The following is a 13,486-nucleotide window of genomic DNA, read 5'->3' on the forward strand; positions in this document are numbered from 1 at the left end:
TTAATCTTTGAATGAGCGGCAAGTGTACGCGCTCTTTACAATAAGTAGAATTCAGTTAATCTTGCTTTACCTATCGGATTTCTGATACCAAACATTTATGTCTTACTTTGTTCAACTACGCACCTTTGTTGAAGTTTACCGTTGTAGAAATATTTCTCGAGCAGCTAAAAACTTAGGGTTATCACAACCTGCAGCCACCGCACATATACAAACTATGGAGTCGGTGGTAGGTAAGTCTTTGTTTGAGCGGCGTCACCGAGGCGTAGAACCAAGTAATGCCGCCCACGATTTAGCAGGCCAAGTGGCAAATCATCTTGATGCTATAGAGCAAAAGGTCGCCTCTGTACGCACCCGTTCAAGCGATGTGAGCGGTACAATTACACTAGCAGGGCCTGCTGAATACATAAGCTATGTGGCTTCTGCACAATTGGCTAACTTATTACAAGCAGGTAATGTTGATGTAGTAGTACTGCCTGGCAATCGTGAGCAAATTTATTCAGCGCTCGACACCGGTGTTGCCGATATGGCTATTACGGCCTCCTTGCCCGATAACAAAATTTACGACTTTGAAGTGCTCGACAGCGAAGAGTTAGTACTGGTGGCACACCGTTTATTAGCACAAAGCTTAAAGGGGCAAACCATTACGCCAGCACTGTTAAATACGCTGCCAGTGGTCAGTTACGACAGTCAATTACCGCTTATACGCCAGTATTTTGATACCGTATTTAAGCAAAGCTGTACGTCAAAAATAATTGCACGCTGCCCCGATATACGCGCCTTAGCTGGTATTGTTAGAACAGGCGTTGGTTATACCGTGCTGCCAGATTATTTATGTCACGACGATATTCAATCAGGAAGGTTAATTAAGCTTGGCCCTCAAGGCCCTGAAAACAATTTATATTTGGCGTGGCGTAAAGGCGCTTTAGCTCACCCTAGGCTTAACTATGCACGTGATGTGCTTATGGCTTTTTCTAATATTAATAAATACGCAAAATAGCTATTTAATAAAATAGCCAACCGCACGCCATTGGCCACTGCTTTTACTTAATGTAAGGGTTTCGACCGCAAGCCTTGCTGAAAATTGCGTTTTAAATTGTACTATAAGGTATTTTCCTTGCGGGGCACCAGGTAAAGATGTGTATTCATTAGCGCTTATTTGTTCTCGCGTAGCCACTTTACCTAGCGGTGCACGCACTGTGCTTAATGCACTTTTCCAGTTAGCTTTACTTAGTTGCGATTTAAATAGCGCATCGGCTTGTTGCCAACTTTTTGTATATTTACCCGCATCAATTAACTGTAACCAGTTTATTGCTACGGGCATATTTTTAGTGGTTTTGGCCCACACAGAGCCGCTTATAAACAAGCATAAAATTAAAATGAGGGGTTTCATCATTTATCCTTTTAATCTGGCATTAAAAGTAAATATTGCAACTTTAAATTACAACACATTAGTAAAATGGTTAACCCCTAAAGTAAAAAACATTTGTACTGTAAAACAAAATTAAACGCTAATAGGCCCTATATTAATGCCAGTAACTTAAAAGCTGCGGTTAACTGCAGCTTATGCTTTTGTATTCTTAACACTTAATAGGTTAAAAGTGCCATTTAACCATTAGGTTTGGGTTGTGCTCTGTTTGACCATCTACACCAAACTTATTTTTCCAATATACGTACTCAATGCCTACATCTAAGCGCCCTGTGTCTAAGCCAAGCATTGGGGCAACGTTGTATTTTAGCTGCGAGGTAAAGTTAAAGCCGCTTTCACTTTTACCAAACATCGTATTGGTGCTGTCTGTAATGTCTAAAAAGCCATCATATCTAAAGTTGCCGTTGTTATAGCCCCACGTTACGGTTATTTGGTTGTTATCTTCACGCTCTATACCAATATCGTCCTGAAAACGGCGGTAATAAGCCACGTTAAAGTATTGAAAACCAGGTACATCTAACGATACGCCACCACCTAATAAATAGTTATTTTGATCGGTATCACCTGAGCCGTATTCTGTTTGTAGCCCTAAAAACACCGCTTTAACAAAGCCGTCTTGTGGTTTGTAAAGCGTTGGGTTTATGTTTAGCTCTCCGTACACTTCATCGGGGTTACTTAATCTATCCATAAAAAAGAACGTGCTTCCCCAGGTATGGCCCGATGCATGCTCAATGGTTACTACACTTCTGTTATCTTTTTCCTCGGTGAACGGATTTAAATAGTCATCTCCGGTCATCGCAGTGATACTAAAATCTGACCAAAGCTCTTTTGCCGACACCCCAGTTGAACAAACAGCAATTGCGGTTACTAAAACTAACTTTTTGATTTTTTTGATTTTCATGTTGATTCCTTGATAATTATTTTATTAGTTTAGTTAACATGTTCCGTACTTGCTGAATAATTTTCAGGTAATATCAGGGTCATAACAATTGCAGTTAAACCCGACACAGTCACAGCACTACCAAATATAGCGGTTACTAATTTAGGTGCATTTATAAATAGCTCTGGTACAAAACTAACGCCTAGCCCCATACCTAAACTCACGGCAATAATAAGTAAGCTACGGCGGTTTATTTTTTCACTTGCAAGAATTTTTACCCCTGCGGCTGCCACGGTGCCAAACATTACAAGTGTTGCACCGCCAAGTACGGGTTTGGGTATGTTTTGTAGCACCGCCCCCACCACCGGAAACAACCCTAAAACAATCAGTATTGCGCCAATCCATAGGCCAATGTACCTACTTGCCACACCTGTTAACTGAATAACCCCGTTATTTTGACTAAAAGTAGTATTAGGAAAGGTATTAAATGCGGCTGCAATCATTGAGTTAACGCCATCACCTAGTACACCTGCGCGTATTCGGGCTAAATAGTTTGCCCCCTTAACGGGTAATTTAGACACCGCACAATTAGCGGTAATATCGCCGGTCGATTCTATGGCTGTAATAAGGTATAAAAAGCCAAAGGCAATCATGGCACCAAAATCAATATTAAAGCCGTATTTGAATGGTATTGGCATGGCAATTAAATCAAACTCGCCCACCTCAAACTTGGCAATGCCTAAAATAACCGCAAGTATCCAGCCTACTATCATGGCTACAACCACAGCGGTAAGCCTTACCCACTGGTTTTTGCTGGCGTTAAGTAACACCACTAATGCCACCACCGAAAATCCAACAATTAAGTTACTTGGCGATGCAAACTTTTCAGGCATATTAGTCAATAACCACTGGCCACCGCCTATGTCGGTCATACCTACTTTAATGAGGTAAACCCCAATGGTGGTGATCACCACACCGGTAACAACAGGTTTAATGACTTTGCCTAGTTTTTCTATAAAAAAACTAATAAATATTTCTACAAAGGCCGCTAAAAAGCACACCGCAAATATAGTAGCGAGTACATCATCGTTACTGCCTCCACTGGCTTTTACGGAAAAGCCAGTGGCTAAAATAGTGCCTAAAAAAGCAAAACTGGTGCCTTGTACGCATATAAGTCCACAACCTACAGGCCCAACACGGCGCGCTTGTATAAACGTACCAACCCCCGATACAAACAACGCCATACTAATCAAATACGGTATTTCGCTTGCAAGCCCCAGTACACCACCAATAATAAGCGTAGGCGTAATAATGCTTACAAAGCTTGCTAGTACATGCTGCAATGCAGCAAAAAGTGATTCTACTAGGCCTGGCTTATCATCTACTGTGTATAAAATGTCTTCGCACGTATTAACCGCTTTTTCTGTCCTTGCCTCACACATTGCATCGTTTGATTGCTTTATCGGCTCTAACATAGTGCTCTCCTTTAGTTTGTATAGTTAATATTGCTGCAACCAAAAATCAAAACTATTGCTTTATATCTAAAGCCAACAAACTGTCCTAATGGTCAAGTTTATTGTGCAAATATTTTTATGGCGCCTATTTAAAATGTTAAAAATAAACTTCTATAAAAAGCTATTTAGCTAACAACTTTTACTTTATATAAAAGGGTAAATAGCTTTTTAGCCCTCACTCTTTTGTGTACTTGTTAAGCAAAACTGTGCTTTAATTAAATTACTGACCGAGCGGTCAACAATGGCATGGTATCTGCAATAAACTTACCAAGATGAAAAAGTTTTTTTCTTAGCAGCACCAAAACAACAAGAAAAAATATACGCCAAGCCTTTAAAGATCAGGGCTTTAAAAAAGTTAAGGGGGTCTGTGTGATTCAGTTTTTATTAAATGACACGCCAATAGAAGTACAAGAATGTTCGCCAAGTCTCACCATTTTGGACTGGCTACGCACCAAAAAAGGGAAAGTGGGCACCAAAGAAGGGTGTGCTACAGGCGATTGCGGCGCGTGCACAATTTTAGTCGGCGAAGAAAAAACAAACTCAAACGGTAACCCAGTTTGGCACTACCAAACCATGAACAGCTGTCTGCTTTTATTAGGCAATGCACACGCAAAACACATTGTAACCGTAGAAGCTGTAACAGCGGGGCTTTACCCAACCCTTGATGACTTACACCCAGTACAACGCGCATTGGTAGAGTGCCATGGTTCACAGTGTGGTTTTTGTACCCCAGGTATAATAATGAGCATGTTGGCGCTTTATATTAATAACTCGAGTTACCCAGGTAAAAAAGCCGCTATTCATGCTTTAGGTGGTAACTTATGCCGTTGTACTGGCTACAGCCCTATTTTACTAGCGGTAGAAAAAGCCTACAGCTACGAGCGTAAAAAGGAGCCTTACTCAGCCATGGCGGCACAATTTAAGGCATCACTAAATATAGGTGATGACATTCCATTTTTAAAAAATGGCCCTCGTACGTTTTATTTACCGCAAAGTGCAGCGCAACTTGTTGAGCTTAAAGCGCTTTACCCCCATGCACACTTGGTTGCTGGTGGCACCGACTTTGCCATTGAGCTTAGCCAAAATATGCTATTACCCGATGTAATAATATCCCTAAGCCAAGCTAAAGAGCTGTGCACAATAAGCGATAACAACGGCGAGCTACATATTGGTGCAGCACTCCCTTACAGCCAATTTATTGAAGCGTTTTACACTTACTACCCTGAGTCTAAAGAACTGTTTGAACGCCTTGGCTCTAACCAAGTACGTAACAGTGGCACCTTAGGTGGCAGCATCGGAAATGCCTCTCCAATTGGCGATCCAGCCCCATTGTTAATTGCACTTAATGCCACTCTAGATTTATTAAGCGCATCAGGCACACGTACTATAAACGTGGCCGACTACTTTGTTGATTACAAAAAAACAGTAATTAAAAGCGATGAAGTAATTAGCAAAATTACAGTGCCAAAACGCCCAGACTCGTTAAAGCTTGCGTGCCATAAAATTTCAAAACGCTTTGAAGATGATATATCTACCGTGTGTTTAGTACTGGCTATTGAACAAACACTAGGCGCAATTTGCAATGCCCGTTGCGCCATGGGCGGCATGGCTGCCATACCCAAACGCGCTGCGCACATAGAGCAAAACCTTAACGCACAGCCCTTACAAGTAAGCACGTTTATAGATGCGGCTAATGCTATAAATGATGACTTTGCCCCCATGAGCGATGTACGCAGCAGCGCACATTATCGCACTACGGTAAGCAAAAACTTGCTACAACGCATTGGTATTGAGTTTTGCGGTGCACAGCCTAGTACCAATAAAAATAACAACATTGCCATTACGAGGATCTCACATGCGTCACTTTGAAATGGGTAAACTAAAAGCCCAAGGCGGAAGCGTTGGCCAATCTAAGTACCACGAAAGCGCAATAAAACAAGTATGTGGCAATGCAAACTACGCCGACGATAACCCAGAGCCTCATGGCTGTTTACACGCCTACCCTGTGCTTGCGCCTATTACCAGCGGCTTTATTAAATCAATTGATACAAGTAAAGCGCTTGAAGTGGCAGGTGTTAAACGTATTTTATCGGCCGATGATGTACCCGGTAAGCTTGATATTGGCCCAGTATTTCCAGGTGATGTACTACTGACCAATCACGAAATTCAATACCACGGGCAACCTGTGCTGGTAGTCGTTGCCGACAGCTATGAAATCGCGCGCCGCGCTGCTCGCTTAGTGGTTATAGAGTGCGAGCAAACCACCCCCATACTTGATATTAAAGAAGCCATAAAAAAAGAGCATTGGGTAAGGCCGCCACATTCACTACAGCGTGGTAATAGCGAGCAAGCCATAAATAATGCAGCTCACCAGCTTAAAGGCGAAATACACATAGGCGGGCAAGAACACTTTTACCTTGAGGGACAAATAGCACTTGGTCAGCCCGATAACGATGGTGGAATTCATGTGCAATGCTCTACGCAGCACCCAACGGAGGTGCAGCACTTAGTTGCCAAAATTTTAAACAAGCCATTTAGCTTTGTAAACGTAGAAACCCGCCGCATGGGCGGTGCTTTTGGCGGTAAAGAAACCCAAGGCGCACCGTGGGCTTGCCTTGCAGCGCTTGCGGTTTACTACCTTGGCTGCGCCGTTAAAATGCGCCTAGCGCGCAGCGACGACTTTAAACTTACCGGTAAACGCCACCCGTTTTATAATCAATACCATGTAGGGTTTGACGAAAATGGCCTAATTGAAGGCGCTGATGTAACCGTAAATGGGTTTTGTGGCTACTCGCCTGATTTGTCTGATGCCATTGTAGACCGTGCGATGTTTCATGCTGATAACGCGTATTACTACCCAGCTGCCACCATTAAGGGTAATCGCTGTAAAGTTAATACCGTAAGCCACACCGCATTTAGAGGATTTGGTGGCCCGCAAGGTATGATCATGGGCGAGCTAATAATGGACGATATTGCCGCTAAATTAGGTAAAGATCCGCTTGAGATCCGAAAACTTAATTTATACAAAAAAGGCCGCGACACCACGCCGTATCATCAAACAGTAGAGCAGCATATTTTAAAAGATATGATTGCCCAGCTTGAGGAGTCGGGTGATTACTGGGCGCGAAAAGAGGCTATTAAAGCCTTTAACGCATCATCCCCTATTATCAAAAAAGGCCTTGCAATGACGCCGGTTAAATACGGTATATCGTTTACCGTACAGCACTTAAACCAAGCGGGTGCATTAGTGCATGTATATAGTGATGGCTCGATACATTTAAACCATGGCGGCACCGAAATGGGCCAAGGGCTTAATACAAAAATAGCGCAAATAGTCGCCCATGGCTTTGGCGTTGATTTTGACGCAGTAAGTATAAGCGCAACCCGTACCGATAAAGTACCAAACACCTCGCCAACTGCTGCATCAAGCGGGACTGACCTAAACGGCATGGCAGCGCTAAATGCTGTAAACACCATAAAGGAGCGTTTAATAAAATTTATAAGTGAGCACTTTGAAGTAGACAGCAACACTGTTGTATTTAAAGATAACCTCATTACCTTTAGCAAAGGCGAAATTAGCTTTAGCGAACTTGCAAATCTTGCTTATATGAATCGTATATCGCTTTCATCAACGGGTTATTACGCCACGCCTAAAATTCATTACGATAGAGCGAAAGGCGAAGGCCGGCCATTTTTTTACTACGCGCATGGCGTAGCACTCAGTGAAGTAGAAGTAGATACGCTGACAGGCGAAAACACCGTAACGCGTGTTGATATACTGCACGATGTAGGCAGCTCAATTAACCCGGCACTTGATATAGGGCAAATTGAAGGGGCTTTTGTGCAAGGGATGGGCTGGCTTACCACCGAAGACTTACAATGGAATGATAAAGGCCAGCTTGCAAGCTTTGGCCCCGCTAACTATAAAATTCCGGCTATTGGCGATACTCCTGCCGAATTTAACGTCAATTTATATAACTCGGCCAATCCAGAAACCACCGTATTTAGATCAAAAGCGGTTGGCGAGCCGCCGTTTATGCTGGCCTTTAGTGTGTGGAGTGCTATTCGTAATGCCATAAGCAGTGTGGCCGATTACAAGTACACCGCCCCACTCGATACACCTGCGACACCTGAGCGTGTATTAAATGCAATTGAGCAAACCGCTAGCTGGTATAAGGAGCAGTAATATGGCTAATTTAAATGAGTCGTTTCAGGGTTTTCATACTCAAAATTGGGCGCAAGCTATAAACGAGCACGAACAAAGCGGCACTAACTATGTTATTGCCACTGTGCTAGGCACCAATGGCTCAACCCCACGGGGCACAGGCTCTAAAATGGTAATAAGTGGCGAGCATATTTACGACACCCTAGGCGGTGGCCACCTTGAGTACGCAGTAATAGAAAAAGCCCGCGAGCTTCTTGCCAAAGGCGAGGCCGCGCAAGTAATAGAGCAATTTAACCTAGGCGCAAATTTAGGCCAATGCTGCGGGGGAGCTGCCACCGTGATGCTTGAGTGCATGCAATGCGAGCGCTTTACCCTCGACATATACGGCGCAGGCCATGTAGCACAGGCGCTTATTGGTATATTAGCACAACTGCCTATGCGTATACGTTGGATAGATAGCCGCGCCGATGTATTCCCACAGAACATTCCAAATAACGTAATAAAAGTGGTTGATGAAGAGCCAACAGAGCAAGTTAAACGCGCGCCCAAAGCTAATAATTACTTAATACTCACCCATAACCACCAGCTCGATTTTGCACTCACACAAGCCATTATTAAACGCGCTGATGCTAATTGGCTGGGCGTTATTGGCTCAGATACTAAAGCAAAACGCTTTAAACAGCGCTTAGCCCATCGCGATTTTACCACCGAGCAAATAAAGCAAATGACCTGCCCTGTTGGGCTTGAAAATGTAACGGGCAAGCTCCCTATGGAAGTGGCTATTTCAATTAGCGGGCAATTAATTGGCCTTTACCAGGCTATGCAAACCCATGCGCCCAAACGCCAAGGTGTGCAATGGCGTGCACTTAAAAATGCCCTAATTAGCACCGCGCAAGAGGAAGAAAACGCATGAGTAGCTTAAAAATTAATAACCTAAATGAAGCGCAAGCGCATCAAGCCTTAGAACACTGCTGCGCCGCCCCTAATTGGGTAAGCGGTATGCTAAATATCATGCCATTTGAAAATAAAGAGCACTTATTTAAGAGTGCACAAAGCGTATGGGATAGCCTAGGCGAGAGCGATTATTTAGCCGCTTTTGAAGGCCACCCTCAAATAGGTGATTTATCAACATTAAGTAAAAAGTACGCCGCTACAGCGCAAAAAGCGGGCCACGAACAATCAGGAATGAGCAAAGCAAACGAGCAAACCCTTAAAAAAATGATTGCACTAAATAAAGAATACCTCAGTAAATTTGGCTTTATATTTATTGTGTGTGCCAGCGGCAAAAGTGCTGAGCAAATGCTTGAACTTATTGAGCAGCGTATACACAACACCCGTAGCACAGAGCTTAATATAGCCGCGGGCGAACAAGCTAAAATAACAAAAATAAGATTGGAGTCATTGCTATGAATAAAAGCCCTATCACTACCCATATTCTCGATACCAGCACAGGCAAACCTGCAGCAAATGTAGCTGTACAATTGTTTATACACACTAATAACGAGTGGGAATTAATTGCCCAAGGTAAAACAAATAGCGACGGGCGTATTACCGACTGGCTAAATACAGACGTAGAATTTGCAACCTATAAGTTGGTATTTGATTTAGATAGTTACTATGAAAACCAACCTACCCCAGCGTTTTACCCAGAAGCGCAAATAACCTTTAGATTACAAGATAAAAAACACCATCATATTCCGTTATTGCTTAGCCCATTTGGCTACTCAACGTACAGAGGCAGCTAACAATGAGCACGCAAAATAATAATAAAATAACCGTAATTTGTGCCAACATACTCGATTTTGTTGACGACCCAGCCATAGCCGGCGACAACGCCCATCGCTATTTTGAAAAAGGCGTGTTAGTTATTCAAAACGGCAAAGTGGTAAACCTTGGTTACGAGCAAGACATACTGCCAAGCATTGATAAATCAGCCACTATTATTCGCCACGATGGCAAATTGGTTATGCCCGGCATGATAGACACGCACATACACTTGCCGCAAACCGAAATGGTCGGCGCGTATGGCGAGCAGCTTTTAAGCTGGCTTACCGAATATGCCTTCCCAACCGAAAAAAAGTTTACCTGTGAGCATTATTCAAAAGACATATCGAATCGTTTTTTAGACGAACTACTTAGAAACGGCACCACCACTGCATTGGTATTTGGCACTGTGCATCCGCAATCGGTGGATGCGTTTTTTAACGAATCTCAAAAACGTAATTTACGCATGATTGCCGGTAAGGTAATGATGGACAGAAACTGCCCAGATGATTTATCAGATTGTGCGCAAACCAGTTACGATCAATCAAAAGCACTGATAGAAAAATGGCACAATGTTGATAGATTAAGCTATGCGGTAACACCACGTTTTGCGCCTACCTCTACCCCTGAGCAACTACAAAAATGTACTCAATTATTAGAAGAATACCCCGACACCTACCTGCATACGCACTTATCTGAAAACAAGGACGAGTGCGAATGGGTAAAAGGGTTATTCCCAGAAGCCGAAGATTACCTTGGCGTTTACGAGCAAGCTAAAATGGTGCGTAAACGCTCGGTATTTGCCCATAGCATTCATTTATCGGAACGTGAGCTTTGCTGCCTTGGTGATAACAACGCGGCTATATCTCACTGCCCTACCTCTAACTTATTTTTAGGCTCGGGCCTTTTAAATTTAAAGAGATGTGAAGAACACGGAATAAATGTAGGCATGGGCACCGATGTAGGCGCAGGAACAAGTTTTTCTATGCTGCAAACAGGTAACGAAGCGTACAAAATTCAGCAGTTACAAGGTCAAAAGTTCTCCGCATTTAAAGGTTTTTATTTAACCACCCTAGGCGGTGCACGGGCGCTTGATTTAGAAGGCACCATAGGTAACTTTAATATAGGCTGCGAGGCCGATTTTATTGTAATGGACTACGCGGCCACCTCGTTTTTAAAGTTCAGAATTGGCCATGCCAAAACCCTGCATGAGCAACTTTTTGCCATAATGATGCTAGGTGATGACCGCTGTATTGAACAAACCTACATCATGGGTAAAAGCGTGTATAAGCGCGATGCAAAAGAGCAGTTTTCAACAACCCACACACCACAATTAGAAGAGGCATAACCCGATGGAAAACTATTTATTTGAGCTTGCTCATTTGGTGTTTAGATACTTTCACGTGGTCGCGGGTATTGCGTGGATAGGCGCCTCATTTTATTTTGTATGGCTTGATAACAACTTACAAACGCCGCCACAATGGAAACAAGATAAAGGCATAAGAGGCGATTTATGGGCAATTCATGGTGGTGGCTTTTACGAAGTGGCTAAATACCAAAATGGCCCAGAGCAAATGCCCTCAACCCTACACTGGTTTAAGTGGGAAGCCTACACCACTTGGATCAGCGGCGTGCTGTTATTTTCGCTTTTATATTATGTAGGCGCAGATGTGTATTTACTCGATGCCAGTAAAAGTGAGCTAAGTAAATTTGCCGCTATTGGTGCATCACTTGGTTTCATAGGCTTGGGCTATGGGGTTTATCGTTTACTGTGTAAAAGCCCACTTGTTGAAAACGGCAAAGCCTTTATTGCGCTCAGCGTTGGCTTTTTAGCGTTATGGACGTATGGGGTTGATCAGCTATTTAGTGACCGCGCGGTATATATTCATGTTGGTGCATTAATTGGTACATGTATGGCCGGTAATGTATATCACATTATTATGCCTGCGCAGCGTTACATGGTAAGCGAAGTAGAAGCAGGGCGAATTCCTGATTCAGCGCCGGGTTTAAAAGCAAAGCAATGCTCGGTACATAATAACTACGCCACCCTGCCGGTTATTTTTATTATGCTAAGTAATCACTTTTCGTATACCTATAGCCATGAGTTTGGTTGGTTAGTGCTTATTGGCTTTTTTATTATTGGTATGTGGATACGCCACTTTTTTAATTTAAAACACCAAGGTGTTAATAAGCCTTCAGTACTAATAAGCGGTATTGCCGCGTTTTTTGCGTTAATGCTAGCCATAGCACCATGGCCTAGCAGTACAACCCATGCAGGCGAAAACGCACCGTTACAAGCAAGTATAAGCGATACGCAAGCGTGGGATATAATTAATAAGCACTGTACACAGTGCCACAGTGAAACACCTACATCAAAGCTTTTTCAAACAGCACCGCTTGGCTTTAAACTCGACTCACTTGCTGATGTAAAAAAAGCCAGTGCACTTATTCATACTCGCGCGGTTATAACCAAAGACATGCCATTGGCAAATATGACCAAAATGACTGATGCAGAGCGCGAAATGCTAGGCTCTTGGCTCACAACACTTAAAAAGGAGCAATAACATGAGCGAGCAATTTAAACACTACCCGCGCGATTTAATTGGTTATGGCTCACAAGTGCCCCATGCAAATTGGCCCAATAATGCCCGCATTGCTGTGCAAGTGGTATTAAATTACGAAGAAGGCGGAGAAAACTCTGTATTACATGGCGATGCAGCGGCTGAAACGTTTTTATCTGAAATAGTCAGTGCTCCCCATGTAGAAGACCGCCATATAAGCATGGAGTCTATTTACGAATATGGCTCGCGAGCGGGTGTGTGGCGTTTACTTAAACTCTTTAAAAAATACGATATACCGGTCACCATTTTTGCTGTGGCAATGGCCCTTGAGCGCCACCCTGATGTAGCTAAAGCTTTTGTTGATGCAGGGCATGAAATTGCAAGCCATGGCCTGCGCTGGATAAATTATCAACATATAGATAAGCAAACCGAGCGCGAGCACATGCAAAAAGCCATCGAGATCATTCAAGCGCTTACCGGTAAAAAGCCCACAGGCTGGTACACCGGGCGCACAAGCCCTAACACAGCTGCCCTTGTGGTAGAAAATGGCTCGTTTTTATATGATGCCGACGATTACAGCGACGACTTACCCTTTTACAGTATTAAAGAAGGTAAGCCACAGCTAATAGTGCCCTACACCCTTGATGTAAACGACATGCGCTTTGCTGCAGTGCAAGGCTTTAATGCCGGCGATCAGTTTTATAATTATTTAAAAGATGCCTTTGATACGCTGTATGAAGAAGGCGATCCACAAGGTGAAAACGCCCCAAAAATGATGTCGATTGGTTTGCATTGTCGCTTAATTGGCCGCCCAGGGCGCATTAAAGCCCTCGCACGTTTTTTTGAATATGCTAAATCGCATGAACAAGTATGGTTTGCCACGCGCGAACAAATCGCCGAGCACTGGCTTAAAACCCATCCGTATAATACCAATCCGCAATAATACTTAATCATTTTCAGGGGCTAAACGTGTCGCTATCTGCGTTAAAAAATTCTCATTTAGAACAACTAAATAGCGAATTTTTTGCCTTGCTATCAACACGTTTATCCATCCTCAAAATAGATCACTTAATTATGCGGTTTGGTATAAAAAAGCCTAGATGTGAGCCGTTCAAACGTAAGCGTCTAGCTAACGACACCCAGCTTGTTTAATGTTCCAAGGTAACAGCGATTCAA

Annotated in this window: 12 protein-coding genes; 9 read left to right on the top strand and 3 right to left on the bottom strand. The window is 43.2% G+C overall.

Annotation, left to right across the window (positions count from 1 at the left end; translation table 11 throughout):
• Positions 1 to 97: 97 nt before the first annotated feature.
• Complete coding sequence (locus WDB87_RS03680) at positions 98 to 997, top strand: LysR family transcriptional regulator (protein WP_286248903.1); 900 nt, start codon at positions 98 to 100, stop codon at positions 995 to 997.
• Here the strand turns inward: WDB87_RS03680 and WDB87_RS03685 are convergent, their stop codons facing one another.
• From WDB87_RS03685 to WDB87_RS03695, 3 genes are all read right to left on the bottom strand, one after another.
• Complete coding sequence (locus WDB87_RS03685; RefSeq protein WP_337849079.1) at positions 998 to 1,390, bottom strand: DUF4019 domain-containing protein; 393 nt, start codon at positions 1,388 to 1,390, stop codon at positions 998 to 1,000.
• A 202-nt stretch (positions 1,391 to 1,592) separates the two neighbouring features.
• Positions 1,593 to 2,327, bottom strand: a complete 735-nt coding sequence (locus tag WDB87_RS03690) for a DUF5020 family protein (RefSeq protein ID WP_286248899.1) — start codon at positions 2,325 to 2,327, stop codon at positions 1,593 to 1,595.
• 29 nt (positions 2,328 to 2,356) lie between these two features.
• Positions 2,357 to 3,781 carry a uracil-xanthine permease family protein gene (locus WDB87_RS03695; protein WP_337849080.1) on the bottom strand — a complete coding sequence of 475 codons (1,425 nt, stop codon included), beginning with the start codon at positions 3,779 to 3,781 and terminating at the stop codon, positions 2,357 to 2,359.
• Between the two features lie 408 nt (positions 3,782 to 4,189).
• Here WDB87_RS03695 and xdhA point away from each other — a divergent pair, with 408 nt between their 5' ends.
• The 8 genes from xdhA to puuE are packed head-to-tail and all read left to right on the top strand — an operon-like array spanning position 4,190 to position 13,253.
• Positions 4,190 to 5,689, top strand: coding sequence for a xanthine dehydrogenase small subunit (xdhA, locus tag WDB87_RS03700; protein ID WP_337849081.1), 1,500 nt, complete (start codon positions 4,190 to 4,192; stop codon positions 5,687 to 5,689).
• Entirely contained in the window at positions 5,676 to 8,006 is a 2,331-nt protein-coding gene (gene xdhB, locus WDB87_RS03705; protein WP_337849082.1) for a xanthine dehydrogenase molybdopterin binding subunit, read from the top strand. The genes xdhA and xdhB overlap by 14 nt, the downstream gene beginning before the upstream one ends.
• A 1-nt stretch (position 8,007) precedes the next feature.
• Positions 8,008 to 8,898, top strand: coding sequence for a xanthine dehydrogenase accessory protein XdhC (gene xdhC / locus WDB87_RS03710; RefSeq protein ID WP_337849083.1), 891 nt, complete (start codon positions 8,008 to 8,010; stop codon positions 8,896 to 8,898).
• The gene (gene uraD, locus WDB87_RS03715; protein WP_337849084.1) at positions 8,895 to 9,395 is read left to right on the top strand and encodes a 2-oxo-4-hydroxy-4-carboxy-5-ureidoimidazoline decarboxylase; all 501 of its coding nucleotides are present in this window, start codon (positions 8,895 to 8,897) and stop codon (positions 9,393 to 9,395) included. Before xdhC ends, uraD begins: the two co-directional genes overlap by 4 nt.
• Positions 9,392 to 9,730, top strand: coding sequence for a hydroxyisourate hydrolase (gene uraH, locus WDB87_RS03720; RefSeq protein WP_337849085.1), 339 nt, complete (start codon positions 9,392 to 9,394; stop codon positions 9,728 to 9,730). The genes uraD and uraH overlap by 4 nt, the downstream gene beginning before the upstream one ends.
• Positions 9,731 to 9,732: 2 nt before the next feature.
• Positions 9,733 to 11,097: a guanine deaminase gene (gene guaD, locus WDB87_RS03725; protein ID WP_337849086.1), complete on the top strand. Its 1,365-nt coding sequence runs from the start codon at positions 9,733 to 9,735 to the stop codon at positions 11,095 to 11,097.
• 4 nt (positions 11,098 to 11,101) lie between these two features.
• Positions 11,102 to 12,313 (top strand): urate hydroxylase PuuD, encoded by a 1,212-nt coding sequence (locus WDB87_RS03730; protein WP_337849087.1) that lies wholly within the window; start codon positions 11,102 to 11,104, stop codon positions 12,311 to 12,313.
• Between the two features lies 1 nt (position 12,314).
• Positions 12,315 to 13,253 carry an allantoinase PuuE gene (gene puuE / locus WDB87_RS03735; RefSeq protein ID WP_337849088.1) on the top strand — a complete coding sequence of 313 codons (939 nt, stop codon included), beginning with the start codon at positions 12,315 to 12,317 and terminating at the stop codon, positions 13,251 to 13,253.
• The last annotated feature ends 233 nt before the right edge of the window (positions 13,254 to 13,486 follow it).

The organism is Pseudoalteromonas sp. C12FD-1 (assembly GCF_037414265.1).
Lineage (GTDB): Bacteria > Pseudomonadota > Gammaproteobacteria > Enterobacterales > Alteromonadaceae > Pseudoalteromonas.

What these genes read in the sequence shown, in the direction of transcription:
- WDB87_RS03680 (WP_286248903.1), top strand. Translation starts at nt 98, where the DNA reads ATGTCTTACTTTGTTCAACTACGCACCTTTGTTGAAGTTTACCGTTGT.
- WDB87_RS03685 (WP_337849079.1), bottom strand. Translation starts at nt 1,390, where the DNA reads ATGAAACCCCTCATTTTAATTTTATGCTTGTTTATAAGCGGCTCTGTG.
- WDB87_RS03690 (WP_286248899.1), bottom strand. Translation starts at nt 2,327, where the DNA reads ATGAAAATCAAAAAAATCAAAAAGTTAGTTTTAGTAACCGCAATTGCT.
- WDB87_RS03695 (WP_337849080.1), bottom strand. Translation starts at nt 3,781, where the DNA reads ATGTTAGAGCCGATAAAGCAATCAAACGATGCAATGTGTGAGGCAAGG.
- xdhB (WP_337849082.1), top strand. Translation starts at nt 5,676, where the DNA reads ATGCGTCACTTTGAAATGGGTAAACTAAAAGCCCAAGGCGGAAGCGTT.
- xdhC (WP_337849083.1), top strand. Translation starts at nt 8,008, where the DNA reads ATGGCTAATTTAAATGAGTCGTTTCAGGGTTTTCATACTCAAAATTGG.
- uraD (WP_337849084.1), top strand. Translation starts at nt 8,895, where the DNA reads ATGAGTAGCTTAAAAATTAATAACCTAAATGAAGCGCAAGCGCATCAA.
- uraH (WP_337849085.1), top strand. Translation starts at nt 9,392, where the DNA reads ATGAATAAAAGCCCTATCACTACCCATATTCTCGATACCAGCACAGGC.
- guaD (WP_337849086.1), top strand. Translation starts at nt 9,733, where the DNA reads ATGAGCACGCAAAATAATAATAAAATAACCGTAATTTGTGCCAACATA.
- WDB87_RS03730 (WP_337849087.1), top strand. Translation starts at nt 11,102, where the DNA reads ATGGAAAACTATTTATTTGAGCTTGCTCATTTGGTGTTTAGATACTTT.
- puuE (WP_337849088.1), top strand. Translation starts at nt 12,315, where the DNA reads ATGAGCGAGCAATTTAAACACTACCCGCGCGATTTAATTGGTTATGGC.